Annotated in this window: 24 protein-coding genes; 21 read left to right on the top strand and 3 right to left on the bottom strand. The window is 38.9% G+C overall.

The window, feature by feature from the left end; all coding sequences use genetic code 11:
• Positions 1–10 precede the first annotated feature (10 nt).
• The 12 genes from ACYH0O_RS18605 (at position 11) to ACYH0O_RS18550 (ending at position 9,412) form a co-directional block, all read left to right on the top strand.
• Positions 11–607 carry a class I SAM-dependent methyltransferase gene (locus tag ACYH0O_RS18605; RefSeq protein WP_482629845.1) on the top strand — a complete coding sequence of 199 codons (597 nt, stop codon included), beginning with the start codon at positions 11–13 and terminating at the stop codon, positions 605–607.
• A 155-nt stretch (positions 608–762) separates the two neighbouring features.
• Positions 763–1,455, top strand: a complete 693-nt coding sequence (locus ACYH0O_RS18600) for a response regulator transcription factor (protein ID WP_482629844.1) — start codon at positions 763–765, stop codon at positions 1,453–1,455.
• Between the two features lie 107 nt (positions 1,456–1,562).
• Positions 1,563–2,486: an ATP-binding cassette domain-containing protein gene (locus tag ACYH0O_RS18595; protein WP_482629843.1), complete on the top strand. Its 924-nt coding sequence runs from the start codon at positions 1,563–1,565 to the stop codon at positions 2,484–2,486.
• Positions 2,479–3,228 (top strand): ABC transporter permease, encoded by a 750-nt coding sequence (locus ACYH0O_RS18590; protein WP_482629842.1) that lies wholly within the window; start codon positions 2,479–2,481, stop codon positions 3,226–3,228. The genes ACYH0O_RS18595 and ACYH0O_RS18590 overlap by 8 nt, the downstream gene beginning before the upstream one ends.
• Positions 3,229–3,248: 20 nt before the next feature.
• Positions 3,249–4,157, top strand: a complete 909-nt coding sequence (locus ACYH0O_RS18585) for a sensor histidine kinase (protein ID WP_482629841.1) — start codon at positions 3,249–3,251, stop codon at positions 4,155–4,157.
• A gap of 196 nt (positions 4,158–4,353) precedes the next feature.
• Positions 4,354–4,692 (top strand): PadR family transcriptional regulator, encoded by a 339-nt coding sequence (locus tag ACYH0O_RS18580; protein WP_426893069.1) that lies wholly within the window; start codon positions 4,354–4,356, stop codon positions 4,690–4,692.
• A gap of 1 nt (position 4,693) precedes the next feature.
• Positions 4,694–5,038, top strand: coding sequence for a DUF1048 domain-containing protein (locus tag ACYH0O_RS18575; protein WP_482629840.1), 345 nt, complete (start codon positions 4,694–4,696; stop codon positions 5,036–5,038).
• Positions 5,039–5,195: 157 nt separating this feature from the next.
• A complete protein-coding gene (locus ACYH0O_RS18570) occupies positions 5,196–5,969 on the top strand; it encodes an ABC transporter ATP-binding protein (RefSeq protein ID WP_482629839.1) in 774 nt (257 codons plus the stop codon).
• A complete protein-coding gene (locus ACYH0O_RS18565; RefSeq protein WP_482629838.1) occupies positions 5,959–6,708 on the top strand; it encodes an ABC transporter permease in 750 nt (249 codons plus the stop codon). Before ACYH0O_RS18570 ends, ACYH0O_RS18565 begins: the two co-directional genes overlap by 11 nt.
• Before the next feature lie 339 nt (positions 6,709–7,047).
• Positions 7,048–7,497, top strand: a complete 450-nt coding sequence (locus tag ACYH0O_RS18560; protein WP_482629837.1) for a DUF1569 domain-containing protein — start codon at positions 7,048–7,050, stop codon at positions 7,495–7,497.
• A gap of 253 nt (positions 7,498–7,750) precedes the next feature.
• Positions 7,751–7,903 carry a hypothetical protein gene (locus ACYH0O_RS18555; protein WP_482629836.1) on the top strand — a complete coding sequence of 51 codons (153 nt, stop codon included), beginning with the start codon at positions 7,751–7,753 and terminating at the stop codon, positions 7,901–7,903.
• Positions 7,904–7,930: 27 nt separating this feature from the next.
• Positions 7,931–9,412, top strand: a complete 1,482-nt coding sequence (locus ACYH0O_RS18550) for a S8 family serine peptidase (protein WP_482629835.1) — start codon at positions 7,931–7,933, stop codon at positions 9,410–9,412.
• Between the two features lie 511 nt (positions 9,413–9,923).
• Here ACYH0O_RS18550 and blaI read toward each other — a convergent pair.
• A complete protein-coding gene (gene blaI, locus ACYH0O_RS18545) occupies positions 9,924–10,301 on the bottom strand; it encodes a penicillinase repressor BlaI (protein WP_149156116.1) in 378 nt (125 codons plus the stop codon).
• Between the two features lie 47 nt (positions 10,302–10,348).
• Positions 10,349–12,103, bottom strand: coding sequence for a BlaR1 family beta-lactam sensor/signal transducer (locus tag ACYH0O_RS18540; RefSeq protein WP_482629834.1), 1,755 nt, complete (start codon positions 12,101–12,103; stop codon positions 10,349–10,351).
• A 451-nt stretch (positions 12,104–12,554) separates the two neighbouring features.
• Here ACYH0O_RS18540 and bla point away from each other — a divergent pair, with 451 nt between their 5' ends.
• The 7 genes from bla to ACYH0O_RS18505 all read left to right on the top strand — a co-directional run bounded on the left by bla (position 12,555) and on the right by ACYH0O_RS18505 (position 21,140).
• Positions 12,555–13,448, top strand: a complete 894-nt coding sequence (bla, locus tag ACYH0O_RS18535; protein ID WP_482629833.1) for a class A beta-lactamase — start codon at positions 12,555–12,557, stop codon at positions 13,446–13,448.
• A gap of 405 nt (positions 13,449–13,853) precedes the next feature.
• Positions 13,854–15,950 (top strand): peptidoglycan D,D-transpeptidase FtsI family protein, encoded by a 2,097-nt coding sequence (locus ACYH0O_RS18530; protein ID WP_482629832.1) that lies wholly within the window; start codon positions 13,854–13,856, stop codon positions 15,948–15,950.
• Positions 15,951–16,481: 531 nt separating this feature from the next.
• Positions 16,482–17,597: an IS110 family RNA-guided transposase gene (locus ACYH0O_RS18525; RefSeq protein ID WP_482629831.1), complete on the top strand. Its 1,116-nt coding sequence runs from the start codon at positions 16,482–16,484 to the stop codon at positions 17,595–17,597.
• 682 nt (positions 17,598–18,279) lie between these two features.
• A complete protein-coding gene (locus ACYH0O_RS18520) occupies positions 18,280–18,513 on the top strand; it encodes a cyclase (RefSeq protein WP_482629830.1) in 234 nt (77 codons plus the stop codon).
• Positions 18,514–18,673: 160 nt separating this feature from the next.
• Positions 18,674–19,192 carry a DinB family protein gene (locus ACYH0O_RS18515; RefSeq protein WP_482629829.1) on the top strand — a complete coding sequence of 173 codons (519 nt, stop codon included), beginning with the start codon at positions 18,674–18,676 and terminating at the stop codon, positions 19,190–19,192.
• A 136-nt stretch (positions 19,193–19,328) separates the two neighbouring features.
• Positions 19,329–19,871, top strand: coding sequence for a DinB family protein (locus tag ACYH0O_RS18510; RefSeq protein ID WP_482629828.1), 543 nt, complete (start codon positions 19,329–19,331; stop codon positions 19,869–19,871).
• A gap of 426 nt (positions 19,872–20,297) precedes the next feature.
• Positions 20,298–21,140, top strand: a complete 843-nt coding sequence (locus ACYH0O_RS18505; RefSeq protein WP_482629827.1) for an alpha/beta fold hydrolase — start codon at positions 20,298–20,300, stop codon at positions 21,138–21,140.
• 77 nt (positions 21,141–21,217) lie between these two features.
• Here ACYH0O_RS18505 and mraY read toward each other — a convergent pair whose 3' ends face one another.
• Positions 21,218–22,174: a phospho-N-acetylmuramoyl-pentapeptide-transferase gene (gene mraY, locus ACYH0O_RS18500; protein WP_482629826.1), complete on the bottom strand. Its 957-nt coding sequence runs from the start codon at positions 22,172–22,174 to the stop codon at positions 21,218–21,220.
• A gap of 342 nt (positions 22,175–22,516) precedes the next feature.
• Here mraY and ACYH0O_RS18495 point away from each other — a divergent pair, with 342 nt between their 5' ends.
• On the top strand, positions 22,517–22,864 hold the full coding sequence (locus ACYH0O_RS18495) for a VOC family protein (RefSeq protein WP_482632611.1): 348 nt from the start codon (positions 22,517–22,519) through the stop codon (positions 22,862–22,864).
• Positions 22,865–23,007: 143 nt separating this feature from the next.
• Positions 23,008–23,670 (top strand): AraC family transcriptional regulator, encoded by a 663-nt coding sequence (locus tag ACYH0O_RS18490; protein ID WP_482629825.1) that lies wholly within the window; start codon positions 23,008–23,010, stop codon positions 23,668–23,670.
• Positions 23,671–23,708 lie beyond the last annotated feature (38 nt).

Below are 23,708 nucleotides of genomic sequence, written 5' to 3'. Positions count from 1 at the left end.
AGAATGAAATATGGAAAATAACGTTTTTGAAGAGATGGCGAAAAGATACGATACAGAAGATCGAATAAAATTGGCAAAGATAATTGTTAACGAAGTAAAACAAGAACTACAAAATAGTAAATCAAAATCTCTAATTGACTACGGGAGTGGCACCGGGCTGGTTAGTCTGGAATTAACGGATTTAGTGGAAACCATTTTGTTGGTCGATTCATCAGAACAAATGGTAGAGGTTGCGAAAGCAAAGATTTCTCAAAAAGGTATCACTAACTCAGAAGCACTTTATTCAGATTTTACCCAGGGAACTCCTGATCTTAAGGCTGACATCGTGTTAATGTCACTCGTCCTTCTTCATATTCCCGATACTAAAAAGATTCTAAATGAGTTGTTCAACATTCTGAATGATGGTGGCAAGCTCATTATTGTTGATTTTGACAAAAACGATAACATCTACCACCCGAAGGTTCATAACGGTTTTGTCCATGAAGAACTGAAAGAAAGGCTATTCGAAGCGGGATTTAAGTTAAGTGAAATCAAGACATTCCATCATGGAGAACGTATTTTCATGAAACAGGATGCCTCCATGTTTATATCCAGTAGTATAAAGTGATTTAGGAGAAACAATAGATAGCATAGGAAATCGAGTTTGAAATCATAGAGATTTTAGGCTCGATTTTTTTTTAGGTGGGTACAACGATTATTCAACACTTGACATTGTCGTGAATTCAATCAATGATGATGGTAATAAATGTGAGGGTGATTCAGTTGAAGGATTCAGTTGATATTCTAATAATTGAAGATGATGAGGATATTAATCGCTTACTATGTAATATTGTCAGGAAAAGTGGCTATTCCCCGAAGCCCGCATATTCAGGTACGGAAGCAGTGATCTACCTGGATAGTCAGAAATGGGATATGGTATTAATTGATCTGATGCTCCCGGGTTTATCTGGTGAAGATCTATTAAAAAAAGTAACAAAAGAAAGTAATGTCCCGATCATTGTTATTTCGGCAAAGCTTGAAACACAATCGAAGATCAATTCGTTAAGAGCTGGTGCAGATGACTATATCACAAAACCTTTCGATGTTGATGAGGTATCGGCCAGAATAGATTCCTGTCTTAGAAGGTATCGTGATCTATCAGATGCTCCACTAACAAATCAAATGATATATAAAGATATTGTGTTGGATACGGACTCAAAAATAGTGACAGTGAATGATAATGAACTCAAATTAACGGCAAGGGAATATGAGATATTGCTTCTCATGATGTCCTCGCCTAAAAAGGTTTTTTCAAAGTCTAATTTGTTTGAGAGTGTGTGGAATGAGAAATTCCATGGGGACGACAATACCATTAATGTTCATGTAAGTAATATCAGAAGTAAGCTTGCGAAAGCGAATCAGAATGAAGAGTATATTGAAACCATTTGGGGAATGGGCTATAAACTTAAAACTTAAGGTTTTCTTAAGATATGACTTAAGACTTTCTTACGTTTTCCTTCTTATACTTTAAGAGTGTTCAAAGAGGAGCCCTTTGAACAAGTGAATAAAGGAGGGAAATTTTGATGAATGAGTATGTTTTAAAAACCAGTCAATTATCAAAAACATATCAAAATAAAATGGCGCTTAATAAAGTGAGTGTCATGATCAAAAAAGGGTCTATTTATGGCTTTATCGGCCAGAACGGTGCCGGGAAATCAACGCTGATTCGCCTAATAACCGGTCTGGCGTATCCAACGACAGGTACATTTGAATTGTTTGGAGAAAGCCAGGAACGAAATATTATTGAAGCCAGAAAAAGAATTGGAACCATCATCGAAGGACCGGCGCTATATCCGCAAATGTCCGCCGCTGAAAACTTGGAAGCTCACCGTCTGCTGAAAGGGATACCAGGAAAAGACTGTATCGAAAAAAACTTGAATTTAGTCGGTTTGCAGAATACAGGAAAAAAGAAGGCAAAGAATTTTTCATTAGGAATGAAGCAGCGTTTAGGCCTTGGTATCGCATTATTAGGGGATCCTGAGTTTCTGATTCTGGATGAACCGATTAATGGACTGGACCCTATGGGAGTTGTCGAAGTACGGGAATTACTTAAAAAGCTTAATAGAGAATATGGAATTACTATACTAATCTCCAGTCATATATTAAGTGAACTGCATCTGCTGGCCACTCACTATGGGATTATTCATGAGGGAGAATTGTTAGAACAACTTTCCGCGAAAGAACTGAATGAAAAATGTCAGCAGTACTTGCATATTAAAGTGGATGATCGAAACAAAGCTGCAACGGTAATAGAAAATCATTTTTCAACACAAGAGTTCGAAGTGATGCCTGATGGAACCATAAGGTTGTTTGCCTATGTTGACGTACCTGGTGAAGTTTCCAAAATCTTAACCAGTGAAGGATTGGTCATAGAAGAATTTATGCCAATGGGAGAAGATCTGGAAACGTACTTTAGTCATCGTATTGGAGGTGTACAGCATGGGTAACTTAATCAAAACGGAGTGGTATAAATTAAAGAAAGACCGGTCATTTCGATTCCTGACCTGGATGTTAGTTGCGGCTGCAGTGTTGTTTCCACTAATAGAATTCGATAATGGGGCTTCAGGATTGCCAACCGTAAAGGATTACTATCGGGAAAGTATTCTCGGTCCTCATGCGAATATAGTGAAGCTTATTCCAAGTATTTTGGCAGGCTTCTTTATTACGAGTGAATACTCCATGGGGACGATGAAAAGTATCGTATCTTCAGGCAATAGCAGGTTCCGAATCTACTCTGCAAAGCTTATCGTATTTTCAATTGGAGCCATTATCATTTCATTAATATTACCGATTGTGATGACAGGATCCAGCGCCATCTATTTTGGATTTGCAGAGATGCCTGAGTGGACATATTACCTGCAAACATTGGGACTGATTATATTGTACGGGGCAGCCTTCGCTTCCATTATGGCGATCTTTTCTATCCTGTTTACAGACAGTGGGAAAACGATAGGGTTTCTTCTTCTGTTCTTTGTATTTGCTGATTGGCCCCTGCAAATGTTAGCAGCAAAAGTGCCCTTGTTTGAAACCATTTTAAATCATTCCATTTTTAAGTTGATTTATGACATTATCATTGTGAATACGTTGAAGGGCGGGGATGTATTAATCCTAATAGTGGTTCCCATTCTGACGTTTCTGTTATTTGGCGCCTTAGGGAGCTTTATATTTCAGAGAAAAGAAATTAAGTAAATGAAAGTGGGTGAGGACAAATGATAATCTATTTATTGATGGCAGTTTTGGCAGCCTTCGCATATGTCCTCATCCGTTTTTATCTGCTGAAAAAGGAAATGAAAAGTGCAACCCTGCAACTCCGGCAATTACATCAACAGGATTCAGCGAAAAAAATGACGATTAGCTTTTATGACCGCGATTTCGAGGAGTTAGCACAGGAAATAAATAACCAGATTGATTTAACGAAACAGGCTGAAGCAGTCAAGCGTTCCACTGAAAATGAACTAAGACAGGCTATATCCCATATTTCTCATGATATTCGAACACCCATGACATCAATATTGGGATATATTCAATTTCTGGAATCAGATGAAATTAGCCATGAGGTAAAGAAGAAATACATTAAAACAATCAAAAATAGTGCAGGAAGGTTAAAGATATTACTTGAAGATTTTTTCGAGCTATCGATTATTGAACAAGCGGATTATCCTTTGAGAATGGAGAAAGTCAATTTTAACAATCTCCTTATTGAATCACTATTTGGTTTTTATGAGGAATTTCATAAGAGAAACATAGAACCGGAAATCCATATTCCAGAAAAAGATATTATGCTGATGGCCGACCCCTCTATCGTTAAAAGAGTTATAGAAAATTTAGCGGTGAATGCCATTAGATACTCAACTGGAAATGTAACCATCCAACTTAAAGAAATGGATGCAGTCGTTCAGCTGAAAATTTCAAATTCTGTTGGGAAAATGAGTGAGCTTGATGTAAATCAAATGTTCGACCGTTTTTATAAGGCGGATCAAACAAGAACCGGAAAAGGTACTGGGCTTGGTTTACCGATCGCGAAAAGCTTAATGGAAAAAATGAACGGAAGTATTTATGCAGAATTAAAGGAGAATCATTTAACGATGATTTGTGAATGGGTAGCGGAATCCGATTAATACAATACCTCACAGTTACCATCAGAGCTGAAGTTTAGTCGGTTACTAAAAAAATGGGCTATTATTTGATTGACAATTTGAGCTATTATGCGATACTATATACCAGTAGTTAGTATTACTGAATATCAGTAACACAAAATACCTGAGATACAGTGTACTGAAAGTATAACGAAATACAAATACGGGGGGTGAACATTTGGAGAATTTTACTGAAATGCTGAAAGGGGTGCTTGAGGGGTGTGTGCTTGAAATCATCAGCCGCGGTGAAACGTATGGCTATGAAATCACGCAACAGCTGAGAGAACTCGGCTTCACGGATGTTGTCGAAGGTACAGTTTATACGATTACCATGCGCCTTGAGAAAAACAATCTGGTGGACATTGAAAAAAAGCGATCTACTGTGGGACCTCCGAGAAAATTTTACACACTCAACGCAGCAGGTCATGAAAAGCTCGAAATTTTTTGGGGGAAATGGGATTTCGTCTCAAGTAAAATGAACGAACTCAAAACGAAAGAAATCAAAAGGAGAGGATAAGATGAAGTTTATTGAAAAGGTTATTGGAAGTCTGGCTGACAAGCGGGAATGGAAGGCGATGGAGGCGCGTGCGAAGACACTTCCAAGTGAGTACCTCAACGCTTACAAAGCGATCCAAAAATATATGTGGACCGCAGGTGGTCTCACCGATTGGAAGGACACCAGCCGTATCTTTAATGGCATTCTCGACCTGTTCGAGGTAGGAGCAGCGGAAGGTAAGAATGTCACTGATCTCACGGGTGAGGACGTAGCTGCTTTCTGTGATGAACTGGTGAAGGACTCGGAGACTTGGAGTGACAAGCATCGCGCTAAGTTGAATGATACGATTGGCCGTGGAAAAAAGTGAATGAAAAAGAGAATACCGACTGAATAGCTGGTTGAATGTGGTAGTACTTTCACTATTCAGTTATTTTTTTAATCTAGTAGTAAGTATTACAGAATATCAGTCTGACTGAGTACTGGTGAATAGGTAAACTAGCGATTTTTATTAGGAGGAAAAATATATGAGTGATGCAGCGATTTGTGTAAAAGGGTTGAAAAAATCCTTTAAAGACAAGGAAGTCTTAGAGGGAGTGGATTTTGAGGTGGCCCGTGGTGAAATTTTCGCACTGCTGGGCTCTAATGGAGCGGGAAAAACCACGATCGTCAATATCCTTTCGACGCTGATGAAGGCGGATTGTGGTGAAGTAAGTATTTGCAGCTTTGATGTTCATCGTCAACCGGATCATGTCCGCCAGAACATCAGCTTGACTGGACAGTTTGCCGCTTTAGACGGCATGCAAACCGGGCGGGAAAATCTGATGATGATTGCCAAGTTGCGTGGGGTTTCCAATCCCTCTCAAGTCGCCGATGATCTGCTTGCAAGATTCAGTCTCACCGATGCAGCCAACCGACGTGCAGATCATTATTCAGGGGGGATGAAGCGCCGGCTTGATATCGCCATGAGCCTGATAGGGAAGCCGGAAGTAATATTTCTAGATGAACCGACCACAGGGCTTGACCCCGAAGCACGGATTGAAGTCTGGGAGACCGTCAAAGAGCTTGCCGGGGGTGGCACGACCATATTGCTGACGACCCAGTACCTGGAGGAAGCGGAACAACTGGCGGATCGCATTGCCATCCTGCACGGCGGAAAAATCATCACGACCGGTACCCTTACTGAACTCAAAGAGATGTTTCCGCCTGCGAAAGTGGAGTACATCGAAAAGCAGCCGACATTGGAAGAAATTTTTCTCGCAATCATTGGAAAAAAAGGAGGAGATGTAAATGAAAAGTAAAACAGGGGTATTACTGGGACGATTAATGCGCAATATCTTACGTAGCCCGGATACGATTATCACAGTGGCGATTACTCCGATTATGATGATGCTACTGTTTGTCTACGTATTTGGCGGTGCTATAGAGACTGGCACGGACAACTACGTCAATTATCTATTGCCGGGAATCTTGCTAATCACGATCGCATCCGGCGTCGCTTACACTTCTTTGCGGCTCTTTAATGATGTGAAAAGTGGACTGATGGCGCGCTTCATTACCATGCCCATCAAGCGCTCGTCTGTATTGTGGGCCCACGTATTGACATCTCTTGTTTCCAATGCGCTTACTGTTGTGGTGGTTATCCTCGTAGCCCTCTTGATGGGTTTCCGTTCCAGTGCTGATATCCTGGATTGGCTCGCGGTACTTGGGATACTCGTGCTGTTTACTCTAGCGCTGACATGGCTGGCGGTTATTCCCGGGTTGACAGCACGGTCCATGGAAGGAGCAACAGCATACTCATACCCGCTGATTTTTCTGCCGTTCATCAGTTCAGCCTTTGTCCCCACTGAAACCATGCCTAAAATAGTTCGGGCTTTCGCAGAGAACCAGCCCGTGACTTCAATCGTGAATTCGATTCGTGCCCTCTTATTTGAAGGAGCTGTCGGCAACGATATCTGGATCTCGCTTGCCTGGTGCGTCGGAATCATGGTCATCGCTTATTTCTTCGCTAGTAAAGTATTTAAACGTCAGTTAGGGTAAGTACAACATTATATTTACCGATGCGATGAATGTAATTGCTATCATTGAATCTGCTTAAATGTCGGAACAACTCTTGATGAAATTATGGATATCTTCAACTATTGGTACTAACTTTGTAAATGAATGTACTTAAAGTTAGGGGCGTTGATTCTAACAAGGATTAACGCTTTTTTTTGTTGGAGTGATTGAACTAACGGGCCATATTCGTGAATAAGGATTTTGTAAACTACCAACTATGGATTAAAATTAAAGAAGAATCTTTAATGGTGATCGAAGTCCAATATGGAATATATGAGCAAATAGAGAGCAAGTCATATTTTATAAAGGGGATTTGTACTAATGAAAAATATATTTAATCATTTGCATACAGAGGAAATTGTAAATCGTATCGATAAATTAACCCCAAATTCTCAACCACAATGGGGAAACATGGACGTTGCCCAAATGCTAGCTCATTGCTCATCGTTCCAAGACATAGCAATGGGAAATTCTGTTCATCCGAGAGGGTGGTTAGGAATATTAATAGGGAAATTTGTAAAACCAATCTTTTATAATGACAAGCCATTAGCCCGCAATATGTCCACAATTCCGGCCATTTTGATTGTAGAAGAAAAAAATTTTGAAATAGAAAGAGAAAACCTGAAACAAAAAATTATAACATTCCAATTTAATGGGCCTGAAAAGTGCACAACTCATCCACATTCATTCTTCGGCAAACTTACTTCCGAGCAATGGGGTAAAGGAATTTACAAACACCTTGACCATCATTTAAAACAGTTTGGAGTTTAGTTACCTACAGAAAAACCAAAATGAATAGTTTGGTTAACAACATTAGATGTCATCGGACCAAATTGTAGGTTTTTAACAAATGATTAATTGAGTTCAATAAAGAAATATAATAAACTACTAAAAAAGGGCGCTATTCTGGAAAAAGGATTGGCGTCCTTTTTCCATTTTAAGGCAATATTTGTTAGGAATCTTGTAGAATAAAATCATGAATTTTATTCAACTAAAGAGTAGAAAATTTTAAGAGGGCATAAAAATGGATAATGAAACAGCCCAAAATATTAGAAAAAGTTTAACAGCTGATTGTACGAAGTGCTTTGGACTTTGCTGCACAGCGCTTAATATTGTAGTATCAAGTGATTTTCCAATTAACAAACCAGCAGGCACACCCAAAGTTCAAAATGATTAGACGACTGATCGAGATATGGAGGATAACATGAAAGATCTCAGAAACAGTCAATCGAAGATAGAGGATTGGCTTGAACATATACAGCAACATGTGGAACCCATTTGGAGAAGATTAGGCTTTCCTGAGGCACCAGACGTAAATACATCCGGTAAAGGCATTGGCATCATAATTCTAGATGATATCATTCCCCATAAGCTAGTTCATCATTTAGGAAGTAGGTTAAAGCAAGTCAAAGTCGGGGACGATTTAGGTGTTACTTGCATGGATGTTACATCCCAAAATATTAAACCTATAAATAGGAGTGTGGAACACGGGATGATGACATTACAGCTTTTGGCTCATTTACCTTTAAAATTACATAACCATTCCCATGTTGGCCTAGTTCCAGCAGCAAATTTCATTATGCTTTCTGAGAATGAGCCAGAAAAAATTGAAACTGGATTAAAATGGATTCTTAAGAGGCGTAATAAGTGGAATATCCAAATTCTTTTGAATTTGTTGGTACCTAATACAAGGGAAATAGGTTCTATGAAGCCTACTTCTCAGGATCCTTTTCTTCAATCGATGCAACCGGCGATTCAAGAAGAACTATTGATTATTGCTGCTAATGGAAATACGAAGGCACATAATAACCTTCACCCCACCGAATTTTTTACAGTTGGTGGATATGATGATACTGGAGTTTCCGATTCCAATAAGCATAAGCCCCATCCGGCTGTACCATGGGGGATTAATGGAGATGGCTATTTTCGTCCAGATATTTTAGCCCCGTTCACCTATTTGCCTATACCTTTCTGCGAATCGTATGAGTCCAACCGTGTCTTATCTTATTTTGGAGGCTCGTGCGGAGCTGCGGCCCTTGTGACGGGCATTTTTGCTCATTTGCTATCAAAATATCCCCATCTCAATCACCATCAAATCAAAAGTTTATTAATTCACAATGGATGCTTAATGCAAGATTATGAGAGTCCTGTACCTAAAATAGCTGTAGGAAAGGTAATTCGACATATTGTAGAAGGTGTTGATGTACCTGAATTCAACTACATTTCTCCAACCGGTAAGAGAGATTCAGTTATACCAGCCATTGAACTTACCGAGTGGATTGAAAACGGGAAAATCAAAAGAGATACGTTATGGAAGTACTTAAAAGATGAATCGTCAATTGTAAGAAAGACAGTAATTTCATATGGGTTAGGTTCCCCAAGGGATGAAGAGGAAAGAAGACGGTATTGGGAAAATTTTAAAAATAGCAAAAGTAAAACGGGTGAAAGAATTTCATGGCTATATCAGTTGCTCATGAATGCAAGTGTAAAAGAATTAGATCAATGGGTGGAACTTCTTAAAGAAAATGATATTGAAATAACCCTATGTGTCAAAATTTATCTTGAAAAAAATTTTAGTGATGCACCCGAAATTACATATCTCCCCGATCCAAATCGTGAAATTATCTCTTTTGCCACTGAGCCGGTGTTGAAATGGTATAGGGAATATAAAAAAGTTGACAATTAGATTTTCTATTTGGATTAACTGGTTTTAATATATATAAAAGAGATCCACAAGTGGGGGCAATTCTGAAGAATTGTATGTATGTTTTTTCTGTTCGTTGATTCATCTGATTATAACTTGAAGAACTTAGAGTAAGTAAAAAAGTTATTTTTTAATTTTATTATTTAGATTTTTCAAAAGCAGACTTATTGATAATTATAATTGTAACACTTTCTATAAAGCTAATCTTGAGGGTACCTGCTATATTGAAGTTTTCCAGATAAGTATAGAGGCAAGTGTTGGAACGCATTTTCTATCTTCTTTATCGAAGAAAACTTTGGTTACTTGGTGCCAAATATCGAGAGGTGCTAAAAAATTCGATGATTATTTTCCCGAATGGTATGAAGCCCAATGAAATAAAAAAGTTCCGTAACTAAAACACTTTACTTGCAGGTGAAGCCCTTTATTATGAAGCAAGGGGCCGGTTCCTATGCTCCCCATGGAAGCACAAGAACCGTCCCCTTGCTTCTTGCTTCTAATCGATTTTTTTGTCGAGCATTTTTTTGAGTTCCTTGAGTTCTTCTTTGGTCAGGGTTTCGTCTTCGATAAATTGGACGAGAAGGGATTTAGTTATACCTCCGTATATTCGGTCGATTAAGGATCTGGTTTCAGCGCATTGGCACTCGTGCTCAGAGTAGAGCGGTGTGAACGTGTAAATGCGCTTGTCTTTGTTGGCTGCGATGACTTGTTTATGGGTTAGCCGGTCAAGCAACGTGCGGATCGTTTTCGGTTTCCAATCTTCATACTCCTGGATGGCGGTGCAGACCTCGTTCGCCGTTAGGGGCGATTTCTTCCAGAGGACTTTCATCACTTCCCATTCCGCTTCGGTAATGCTGGGCATTTCTTTTGACATTTTAATATCTCCCCCTCAGCAGTTAACGCCCTTTCGAACGCTTTATCTTAATACAATCCTATATTTTTTAATATCGACATGGTGATTTCTGCAGCTTTACTGCCACTGGCATCGTCAATATTTGTCGCAAAAAACCAGGTGTCCTCATTGGTTTCTACGAATCCTATGAACCATCCATTCACAGTTTCACCGTTGACGACGCCTGTCCCAGTCTTACCATACAGCCTTGCGTCCCCTTTTTCTTCAAGGGCGAGGGCCGATTTCACAGTTTCGACGTTAACGGGGTCAAAGTGCTGTTCATTTGTATAGAAGCTGCGCAGCAATCTAACCTGTTCCACAGGCGAGATTTTTAGGGAAGACTCAAGCCAATACTCACCGACCCCACCTGAAAGATCCTTGTTTCCGTAATCAAGCCGTTCCAGATACGCTGCCAGCTTGTCTTCGCCAATCGTCCTGTCGAGGGTTTGGAAGTACCAGTTGACGGAATGCTTCATTGCCGTATCAAGAGTCTGATCCCTGTTCCACTCTTTATATTCATTTGGTTCGCCACTCCACTTAATAGATGAATCGTCAGGTGTTATGGAATTCTCCTCAAGACTGATCAGAGCGCTATAGATCTTATAAGTCGAGTCAGGCGACACCCTCAGTCTGCTCTTATTCTTATTGTAGATATGGTATTGTTTGTCCTTCAAGCTGGTAAGGACGATGGTTCCTTCCTCTCCGTCAAAATAGGTGTTCAAGTTCAAGCCCTCAGTGATAATCTTCTGATCCTTAATATCATAATAATCCTCATCTGCGGATGCAAGCGTGAAAAAGGGCATCTGCATTGACACAAAGAGCGCGGTTGCAACAAAGAGTGCGATGCTTTTCATGAGTCTGAGACGAGAATTCCTACGGAAAGATGCGATATGGGTGATCCGTCTCTTTATCTGTTTTTTCGAACCTGACAACTGATTCGTCAAGGTGGAAAAACCAGGATGCTGCTGATCGAAGAAGGAAAGAATGGTTTGGCCATACTCCTTATAAGAGACAGGTTCGAGGGAATGAAGAACTGCATCGTCACAAGCTAACTCCCGGTCCACCCGCATCTCCCTGAAGGCTATCCAGATGAAAGGATTGAACCAGTATAAAATCTGGTAGGAAAGGAAGATGTAGTTGACTTTCGTATGATGGCTTTTCTCATGCTGGAGTTCATGAAGAATCACATATCTTAGCTCGTTCAAGGACATATGCTGCTCCATTTCTTTAGGAATCAGGATGGTGGTCCTGAAGAACCCGAAGATCATCGGTGATCGAACCCGAGAAGAGACCAATAGTGAGACCTTTTTCTGAATGCCGAGATCACTTTTGCATGCTTCGAACAGGGAATGTATATCTGTATTTCTTACCCTCTTGGCTGTCCTTGCAATTCGGTTCAACTGTAAATGCGAGCGGAGAAAGAAAAAGGTGAAAGTGACGATGCCTGCCACCCAGATTAGGAGGAAAATCATATTGAGATTCGAATAATCGTATTGATTCACCGATGTACCGAAATCCTGCATCCAATTGCCGTCAAGCCCAGGGTTCCCTTGGGACCCTCCGGCAGACGTAAAGGTGGATGAATTCCCAGTTCCCACGTTTGCCTGTTTTCGAGATGAAATCCATTCTTTTGGCAAAAACGGAAGGGTCAGCACAGCGATAAGCAAAAACCAAAGATGATAGCGCCAGGCGGCCGACAGTCGGAAACGTCGGACAAGAAAGATTACGGCAATGGTGATCGTCGATAGCCCGAACGTCATTAACATTTGAGGCAAGATCATCATTCTTTTCCTCCTTTGTAAAGTGATCTCTTTATTCTGTCAATATACTATTTGATGAAATCAATTTCTATAATATTTTCTTACACAATTTAAAAATACAAAAAAATGCAAGAGATTATCAAGTCTTTACTAATTGTTGAGAAACAAGTATAAATTGAGCTTCGTGCATAGTGAATACTAACATAATTTTTCCTAGTTTTAAAGAAGGTACGGTATCGTAGTTGGAGGAAATGGATGAGAAACTCTTGTTCAGGGCTTCGAGCTAAAATACTATCACACATATGTCGCGTAATTGATAGGGGGTGAAAAAAATTCTTTTCACCCCATTAGTTGACGTTAAACCTAAAAAAAGAAATTGACACCATAAGATTACAATTGTAGTATATGACTACAGGTGTAGTCTTGTTGTGAACTCAAAGCAGATTCCATCAATAATTGTAAGTGAGGGATTCGTATGAAGTTGTTAAAAATGAAGAAGGTTGTAGGGACGTTGGCACTGGGAGCTTTGCTTCTTGTGGGCTGTTCAAGTAATCAGAGTGAGGCGGATTCAAAAGAGGAGAAGGAGACAGACTTCGGTTTTAAGGAGCTTGAGAAGGAATATGATGCAAGACTTGGGGTATATGCACTCGATACGGGAAGCAATCAATCTGTTTCCTACCGTGCCGATGAACGCTTCATCTATGCATCTACACACAAGGCATTGGCTGTAGGAGCACTTCTAAAGAAAAAATCGATTGATGACCTTGATAAAAAGATCCATTTTACGGAGAAGGACTTGGTTAACTATAACCCCATCACTGAGAAGCATGTGGATACGGGGATGACCTTAAAGGAGCTGAGTGATGCCTCTATTCGTTACAGTGACAATACGGCCGGGAATCTTATCTTTGAAGCCATCGGAGGTCCGAAAGGGCTTATGGAAGTCCTTAGAGGAATAGGTGACGATGTGACCGAACCCGATCGAATCGAGCCGGACCTGAACAATGTAGAGCCTGGGGAAACGAGAGATACAAGCACGCCTAAAGCACTTGCTGAAAGCCTGCAGGCTTTCACACTCGGTAACGCTCTCCCTGAGGAGAAGCAGAACTTGCTGAATGACTGGTTGAAACGCAATACTACAGGCGATGCCCTGATACGTGCAGGTGTACCTGAAGGATGGATAGTTGGGGACAAAACCGGAGCAGGCTCTTACGGTACTCGCAATGACATCGCCGTCATCTGGCCACCAGATGGTTACCCTATAATCCTAGCCGTACTCTCCAGTCGTGAAAAAGCTGACGCTGAGTACGACGATGAACTGATTGCCAAAGCTACAGAAATAGCGATTAAACAGTTGCAGAAAAAATAAGCAAGCGGTTGCCCCCATCTTTGAAGCATTATCTAAAGTAATAGGAAAGTAACTTCATAGATTAACCGCCTTTATTCAATAGTATAGAGGCGGTTTTATTTATATCGACTGGAATAGGGCAATTGTTAAAGAAATGGTAGGCGATCTTCTGCTTTTTTTATAGAGGAAGTTTAGTTGAAAAACTTGTTTCTTGAAAATTATGGGAGATTCGTATGGATGATGAGCACTCTGGTATTGGGCCATATGCTTTAACGCGCTACGCCAAAATTCCGGAAGTATCTGTACAATGTAAATTTCTTTTTTTATCAAGATCTTTTATTCCTAAGTATAGATAAATTCATTCTTTGTAAGCTAAGACATTTCCAAAAATGGTCTAAAGGCGAGTTAATGGAAAGGATTGAAAATGTGAAGAGAAAGAATAAGAATCATGTCCCTATTAGGATGAATTATCTCTTTTTTGCGGTTTTTCTTTTGTTTAGTTTGTTAATCATAAAACTAGGACTTGTTCAAATAGTAAGCGGAGAAAGCTACAAAAATGAAGTAGACAGAACAGAAGGTATATCTGTGAAAATAGGAACTCCTAGAGGGAAAATTTATGATCGTAATGGCCATGTTATTGTTGACAACAAAGCTTTAAATGCAATAACTTACACAAAAACACCTACTACAACATCTCAAGAGATGATAAAAGTAGCGGAAAGGTTATCTAAATTCATAAGCGTGGATACAGATAATATAACGGATCGTCATTTAAGGGATTTTTGGATATTAAAAAACCCAAGGAAATCTACGAAACTACTTTCTCCAAAAGAAATTAATGCTATTAATGAAGCTGAGGTTCTGAGTGAGGAAGAAAAAAAGGAAAAAGTATATAAAATGCAGTTGGACCGTATACCTAAAGAAGCCATAAATTCTATTAGTGAAAATGAGTTACAAGTATTATCAATATTTATTAATATGAATACTGGTTATGCTTTATCTCCACAAATAATAAAAAACAAAAATGTTTCTGTCGAAGAGATTTCTAAAGTTGGTGAAAACATAAATAAATTACCTGGAGTTAATGTAGTTACAGATTGGGATAGGATCTATGTGCATGATAACACTTTACGGTCAATATTTGGAAACGTTTCTTCAGCTAAAGATGGCCTTCCGAAAGAATTAAAAGCTAATTATCAAGCTCAAGGCTATTCACTGAATGATCGAGTGGGAAAAAGTTATCTCGAATATCAATATGAAGACATTTTACAAGGCCAAAAGAAAAAGATAGAAAATACTATAAAAGATGGTGCAGTCATAGAATCTAGAATTGTTAGTGAGGGAACGAGAGGTAAAGATCTTGTACTAACAATTGATATGAAGTTACAAAAAGAAATTGAAAAAATTGTAGAAGAAGAACTTGCATCCCAAGTCAAAAAGTCTGGTCAGTCACCATACTTAGATAGAGCATTTGTAGTTATGATGGATCCGTTTACTGGTGAAATTTTATCGATGGTTGGAAAAAAGTATGAAAAAAATAATGAGACAGGTAAATATGAGTTGAACGATTACTCACTAGGTACCTTTACGTCGTCTTATGAAGCTGGTTCAGCTGTCAAAGGGGCTACGGTTTTAACTGGGTATATGACGAATAACTTATATCCAGGAGAAAGGATGATAGATGAACCAATTTATATTCGAGGAACAAAACCAAAAACGTCCTGGTTTAATAAATATCAAAAAATCGATATGAGTGATTTGCTAGCATTGGAAAGATCATCTAATTCTTACATGTGGAAAATAGCATTTCGTATTGGTGGAGATAATTACGTGCCTAATGAAGCTGTTGATTTCAATTCTGATTCTTTTGATATCATACGAAATAATTTTAATGAATTCGGTTTGGGGGTACCAACTGGAATAGATTTACCTGGAGAAGTTAGTGGATTTCAAGGAAAAGAAAAGAAACCTGGTTATTTGCTAGATTTAGTTATAGGTCAATACGATACATACACTCCCATGCAATTAGCTCAATATGTGTCTACTATTGCTAATGGCGGTAATCGTATAAGACCTCATATTATGAAAGAAATTAGAAATCCTGGAGAATCTATAGATGAGGCTGGAACTCTGTTGTATGAAAGTAAACCCGAAATATTAAATCGAATTGATGCATCACCTGAGGAAATTCATCAAGTACAAAAAGGGTTTTACAGAGTAACTCATGGTAGTCAAGGAACAGCTAACAATTTTAAAAGCGCTCCTTATGAAGCTGCAGCTAAATCAGGCACCGCAGAGGCTTTTTATAAAGGACCTGAAATGGATAAAGCTGTTCCGACATACAATACTTCATTAGTTGGTTATGCTCCATTCGATTCTCCAGAAGTAGCTATTTCAGTATTAGTACCATGGTCGCATCAAAATCATGATCCTTATATTAATAAGACAATTTCTAAGAGAGTCATGGATAAGTACTTTGAGTTGAAGAAAGAGAGGTACAGGAATAGTAGACAAAGTGAATAACATAATAACAGTATCAAATCCAAGCATGTTTAAATGGAGGCCAGTTTATGCTGGATGGTGAGGGGAACTGCTCCGATTGTGCAGCTAGCGTTCGGCCGAGCCTCCTCAGCTTCGCTTCCGGGGGCACGCCAGTACTTCCGCAGGAGTCTGCGCAGTTCCCCTCACCATCTTTAACAGAATTTTCATGACAGAGCTTCAAGGTGTGCAAGAATGCAAGGTAACTAGATAAAAATAATTCTTCTTCCTTAAAAGGAAAATCAATCTCTACTTATCTTAAATGAGATTGTTTGCTAAAATTCTTGTTTTTATTGTTTTCCATTAAGGATACATGCTTAGAAAGTTGATTGGAGTGGAAGGATGCTCGACTCCTGCGGGAATAGCTGGGCAGGTGAGACCCCGGAGGCGCAGCCGAGTTATCATGAACGAAAACTAGCTCCTTACTCGTAACATCGTAGGTTAATTTGGTTAGACTGTTTCTGAAGTAAAAACAAAAACCAAATCAGAGCTACATTACGGAAGGAGCTAGTTACTATGAAGGATACCATAAAATACGTTGGTTTAGACGTATCCAAAGAAAAAATTGCTGTCGCGATAGCGGATGAAGGACGACAAGAACCGAGATACTGGGGAATGATTCCTCATACCCCGGAAGCTGTGAAGAAATTGATAAAGAAAATAGGAAGTTCAGAGACAGTGCGAGTGTGTTATGAAGCAGGGCCGACAGGTTATTCCTTATATCGATTATTTCTAACCTTAGGGATTTACTGTGAGGTCATTGCCCCATCTCTTATTCCTCAAAGACCAGGAGAGCGCATAAAAACAGATCGTAGAGACTCTATTCGGCTCGCACAGTTGTTCCGAGCCGGTGAATTAACATCTATTTATATACCGACACAAGAAGATGAGGCACTGCGGGATCTTGTCAGATGTCGAGAAGACGCAAAGGAAGATGAGTTAAGGTCCAAACACCGCTTAAGTAAATTTTTACTACGAAATAATATCAATCCTCCTTCAGGAGTGAGAAAATGGACAGTAAAATATATGCAGTGGCTGGATACATTAAAATTTGAAAATCCTCATTTACGGGTGGTGTTTCAAGAATATTATCACCAACTGAAAGAGTTGGGACAAAGGGTCCTACGATTAGAAGAAGAAATAAGAACCTATGCGAATGAAGGAATCCAGGCGCCGAAAATACAAGCACTTCAAGCACTAAGAGGAGTTGCGCTTGTCACAGCGACAAGTATTGTAGCTGAAGTCGGATCTTTCAAACGTTTTTCTACCCCTCGCGAATTTATGGCCTACGTTGGATTAATTCCTAGTGAATATTCTAGTGGAGAGAGGCGCATGCAAGGGAACATTACCAAAACAGGCAATCGACACGTTCGAAGGTTGTTGGTGGAATCAGCTTGGAGCTATCGATATCAACCAGCAGTCAAGGGCGAATTAAAACGAAGACAGAGTGGCCAATCCCCTACCATTCAAGCGATCTCTTGGAAAGCACAAAATCGACTTCATAAGAAGTATTATCGTTTATTATCCAGAGGGAAAGAAGGAGGTAAAGCCATAACGGCTGTAGCCAGAGAATTGGCAGGTTTTATTTGGGCAGTGATGCAAGAAGTAGAAGAAACACCGAAAACAAATTAAAGAACGTATTCCCGTAGCTCGAAGAGTAAGGTAACCCCTTAGAAGAATGAGAATAGGGCTCGAAGGCAAAGAGAAAAACCGGAAAGGAAAACCCACGTGGCCTCCTCTGTGCTATATCTATTTAGATTAACGCACGACCCGAGTTAGTGGATCAGTCCTTTATACGGAAAGATAAAATGTGAAAACCCACGAATATCAGAGTGCTAACCGCAGTAGAATTTTTGCCTTCGTGCCGTGTTCTTACCTTCTATTCTAAAAAAAGTAAGGAGGAAAAATTCATTTTCTTTAGCTCAATAAGTATCTCACCTCATCAAATAGCTATCAAGAAGATCACTTGACAGCTATTTGATGAGGTGAGAAGTGGTCAGTAAGCTAAAGAAGGAAAAAGTCTAGCCAGTAATGGCTTTAACGCAACATATAGAGAAGAAGCGAAAGGAGCTTCTCTTCTTAAAGTTGCCTCCAAATCGATGTAGGATATGAGTATTGACAGTTTCGTTCATATCAGGAGGCTCACCGCCAGCCCCGCGGAAAGCGAGCATCCTGTAGCGGAAATCAACCATTACTTTCTCCTCTACAATAGCAACAAACTATACGAAAAGAGCCTTATTCAAAAAGGTTTCACCTTTTTGTGTTGAATTCTTATTATAAATGAAGATATTAACCAAACTGAAGGAGGATTCAAATGGATAAACGGGTTCAGTTTGACTTTGAAATAGATTTTACAAATGGCGGAGGGATACAGGGACAGGAATTCCGTCTTGATATCGATGGGGATGACATTTCTGATCAAGAGCTGGCTGAATATATTGTAGAGGACATGAGACTATTGATGGTTGGAGAAGTGAGAATATTGAACAAAAAAATTATTAATGAGAAGCATAAACGAAACTCTGTTGAAAAGAAAACTGAGCTTTGACATTTGAGTGTGATTGCTACAACCAAAAGGTGCATTTCTTGATCAAGAAATGCACCTTTTTAATTGGATGTTTTGTTGCAAAAGAGATTGTTTCTTTATTTAAAAGAGGAAAAAACGATTCTAAATAGAATTTAATCACCTAAAGAGGAGTGTGATTTTGTTGGAGAGAAAATCTTTGCAAGTTTCACCGTTACCGGGATACGAAGAAGAAATTGGTCGGTGGCTGTGGTGTTTAGAGGATGTTCGCCGTACTCTTATGAAAGAATTATCTGGTATCAGCCAAAGTACCCTCGACACAAAAAGGGATGGTAGACAAACGATTGGCTCATTGTTATATCACATCGCACTGGTAGAGGCGGATTGGTTATATGTAGAAGTCCTTGGAACTGAATGGGATCCGGAAATAAGATCGTTGTTTCCCTATAACGTCAGTTCTGATAACGGCTCATTAACCCATATTGAAGCACAAAGTCTAGAAGAGCATTTTCACCGTCTTAACAAGGTGCGTGAAGTATTTCTTTCCCACTTTCGTTCAATGGACTTAACGGATTGGCGTAAATTGAGGACACTTGAAAAGTATGATGTCTCACCTGAGTGGGTGGTTTACCATTTGATCGAACATGAATCACATCATAGGGGGCAGATTTTCCAACTGCTTAGAGAATTGCGGGATGATTAAGTGGCGCAATTATTTCACTTCGCGCTTTTTTGCGGAGAAAAATCATTGCAAGGATTAAAGGCATTTGAAATAGTTGCTGTTGAAGTACACAGTTACGTTTCAAGTTAGTGAACGACATACAAAAGGGGGAGAAGCTATGCTAAGTAAGCCAGAAGCAAACGAGTATGCTTCATATTACAAGGGCTATGTGAACAATGTACCAGATGGAGATCTGCTCCAGATTCTTGAGATTCAACAAAAGGAAACCATGAATTTGTTAAAAGATTTAAGAGATGAAATGGCCCAGTTTCGGTATGCTCCGGAAAAGTGGACAATCAAGGAAGTCATAGGCCACATAACTGATACGGAGCGCATTATGTGCTACCGCCTTCTCTGTATTGCGAGAGGAGAACAGGAGATGCTGCCAGGATATCACGAAGACGAGTACGTGAAAAGGGGCAAATTTAATCGTTTTTCCTTACCGGAGCTTTTACATCATCAATCTCTTGTCCGCCAAAATACCATTCTCCTTCTTAGTAGCTTGGATGAAGAAGCCTTGCTCCAGAGTGGAAAAGCAAATGGCTCCGAAATGACCGCACTTGCTATTGGGTACATTATTGCTGGTCATGAGATGCATCATCGAAGGTTGATCAAGGAACGATATTTGGGTTCCGATAACTTTCAGGGTAAAGATGAATGAAATCGAAAATATAAAAGAAAAGCTTGAGTATCAATAGAATGATAATCTTTATTGGAATTCTTACTATGGTACATAAGAAACAATGAATATTAGTTATTTCATTATTGTTGGAGGAATTTCTGTCTGAATAATTTCATATTTAAACTAATGGGGGCAATAACTGAAGATCACCTAATTGATCTCCGGCTATTGCCCTTCAATTTTCGGCAGTTAAATTGAAGAAATCGAAACTTTCACTCTTTGACTAACGTCTAATAGATAGCAAGTATAAATCCTATGAAGGAGAAATCTATGAACTTACCCAATACGTTTTCTTCTTTGGAGAAGAAAACAACAATTTAGTTAAATATCAGTTAAATTAATAGCTCTTCTCTGGCTTTTCTTGTTTTCAGTTAACGGCCGTGAAGGGTGCATGGGGGAAAAATCATGTGGAAACAAAAAATAATTAAAACAGAACGAGGAGATTTCGAAATCTTTGAGGCGGGAAATGGAGAACCATTATGTGTGACTCATCTATATAGAGAGTTTAACGAGCGTGGCTACCACTTTGCTGACCGGTTTGTGGACGATTTTAAAGTTTACCTTGTCAACCTGAAAGAAACGGGGAATTCTACAGAGATTAGTGATGAAGTTGAGTTAAGTATGAGTGAAACAACCGAGGATTTAGAAGCTATCCGATCTGCTTTAGGTTATGATAGCTGGAATTTTGCAGGACATTCCACAGGTGGGATGTTAGGGCTGGTTTATGCTACTGATCATCCCAATTCTCTTAAACGGTTAATTGTAGGTGGAGCCTCAGCTACAAATGGATACGTAGAACATCAGGAAAGTATTTATAGTGATAGAAATCCTCTAAACAACAGATTAAAAGAGGTATTTTCCATCCTTAAATCCGATGATGCAACAAAAGAAGAACGTGTACAAGCAGGCAGGGAATGGACGGAAATGTCATTGATTGACCCAAGCAAATATGATGAATACTTTTCTAAGCCTAGCAGTGGAAAAGTGATTCCAAAACGATTAGATTATTATTCTTACACCGAACTGCCAACGTATGATATCAGAGAAGACATTTCAAGAATAAAAACCCCGACAATCGTTTTTTGTGGAAGATACGACTCTCAATGTCCATTTGTTTATTCAGAAGAAATTTTCAATCTTGTTCCCAATTCAACATTTTATATATTCGAAAATAGTAACCATTCACCTCATCTAGAAGAACAAGAAAAATTCAGTGGGATGGTTAAAGACTCTTTTCATTTGGTCTGAACTATAGGTGGATTCAGTCAAATTGCCAAAGGAACTTCTGAAAATCGAAGTTCCTTTAATTTTTTTCATTATATACCTTATGGGAAAAGAACAAACTTCCAATAAGCGAAACAAATAAACGTACAAATCCACGAAACAAACCCAAAGACTGTTACAATGGTCGTTTCTGACCACCCGTATTTTAAACCATAGTGATAGTGAATCGGTGTCATTCTGAAGATGCGTTTACGTGTAAGTTTGAATGAGGCCACTTGTACTATAACTGATAGCTGTTCAGCAAAATAGATAAAGAATAAAACAGGGATGAGAATCTCAACTTTTTCGATAATGGCAAGAAAAGAAAGGGAGCCCCCTATCGCTAATGATCCTGTATCCCCCATAAAAGCTTTGGCAGGAAAAATATTATAAATGAGAAAACCGAGTAAGCACCCAATCATGATTAAACAAAAAAGCTGGACCTCTGATTTGTCTGAAATCATAAAAAAGAAAAAATAGGTAGGGATGGCGACAACTCCTAAAAGGCCGTCCAAGCCGTCTGTGAAATTAATGGCATTTGCAGAACCGACAACAAACAAGGTGATCACAATGAAATAGACCACTATTGGAAGATCAAAAGAGAGATCTTGATAAATACTAATCGTAGTGTCTATTCCGAGTTCGTTCATCACATAGAAAAGCAGAGCCCCGGTAAAAAGAAATTGGAAAAAGAGCTTTGTCTTTCCCGATACCCCTCCAGGATCTTGGCGTGACGCTTTCCAAAAATCATCCATAAAACCAATAAAGCTAAATAGAATGTACGTTATCACCAAAAAATACATTAGTGGCGTTGGTGAAAAAAATAACGATACGATCATTCCTATAAAAAGAATAATTCCAAACATTAATGGAGTACCTTTTTTTATTTGATGATTGGAAGGAAGTTCTTTTCTTATCGGTTGCAGGAGCTTTAATTTTCGTAAGAGCCCAATGAATAGCGGGGATAAAACGGAGACTAATATAAAAGCAATAATAGCCGGAATTAGTTGATCAATCACTTCTTATCTTCCCCTTTTCTATTTACTATCTATAAATAAGTTCTAGCAAGATTGGAGATCTCCTCTAATCTATTTTCAAAACTTTTCCTAAATCTATATTGCCGAAAACAAGAAGTATGGAAGAATCTGGTGAAGTTGAACTAAAATTCAATGGGATGCATTCAAAAACCATGTGGGCTATTAGCGAACCTTAAATCTAATAAATAAATGAAAACGATATACATAACGGATATTGCCTTCTTCAATTATCGGATGATTGAAGAAGGAATTTGTTTTTATTTCTTGAATTTCTAATTTAATCGGAAAATGAAAGGAATTAGAGAAGGGAGCGAGTTTATTATGATGATAAAAGGTTTCGGGGGAATATTTTGGAGGACTAAAAACCTGGATGTTTTAAAGAAATGGTACAGTGAAGTGTTGAAGATTGAAATGGAAGATTGGAATGGGACTATTATTAAACCCCAATCAGGAAATGAAACCATTTTTTCTTTCTTTACTCAAGATGACCCTTACTTCCCAGAAGAACAGCAAGTGATGTTGAATTTCCAAGTTTATAATATAAACGAGACGATTGACCATCTGGAACAAGTTGGTGTACCTCTTGTAAAGGAAAAAGAGGTTAGTGAATATGGGACGTTTATCTGGATTAAAGATCCTGAAGGTAGACTGATTGAGCTATGGGAGAAATAATGGATTGTCATTATTCTTATAATGTTTAATAAACGGGCCATTCTAAAAAGGGAAGAGTTTCTTGAGAATGTCTTGAAAATATAAGTTAGTATAGGTATAGAGAAATGCTGCAGAATCAAGTCAACAGTGCAGGAGGTGTCAATGTGAATCCAACAGGAACCGTACATATATTAAATGGAACAGAAATGTATAGGAATTTCAAAGAGACACAGTTTCTTGAAGCCGAATTTATGATTCCCTTCAACGAGGCCATGTGTTATGGGGAAACCTGCGGAGATTTATTTTCCGGTGAATTTATCGAAATGCGTGCGAAAGTTCATCAAGTAACAACTGCACAATATGCTGAAATTACCTTAAAACCATTGCAGCCTCTCTATTGTGAGGATTTTGTTCATATAGCACTATGGTTTGATGAGGATATGTTTTGTCAAATGAATCTTCTAACCATACTCGCCTGGTTAGATCAAACAGATTATGGAGGTTCAATTGACCTCCATATTGTCGGTGATAATTTTCAACCTGAAAGTCATTACAGCCTAAAGGCAAAAGGATATGATCAACTCTACAAACAAGTAATGATTCATAAAACTATGCCTAAGGAAGTTCATCCAATCCCTTTATACAAAGGGGTTGTACTGTATTTGAATTACCTTAAGGAAGATAGTGATCTTAAGTTGTATATTCAACAGCACCAGGACGTCCCCATAAAAGAACTGGTGTCTCTTCTAATCGAAAATTTCAAAGAATATGGCTTAGGAGATACACAATATTTCGAAATGGTAAAAACTTATCGTCAAAATTTATGACATCCTATAGGAATAGAAGGTAAAGCGGATATTCAATC

It is taken from the genome of Rossellomorea sp. H136 (genome assembly GCF_056838065.1).
Note: the sequence above shows the minus strand (reverse complement) of the source record. Positions and strands in the feature narration are given on the sequence as shown.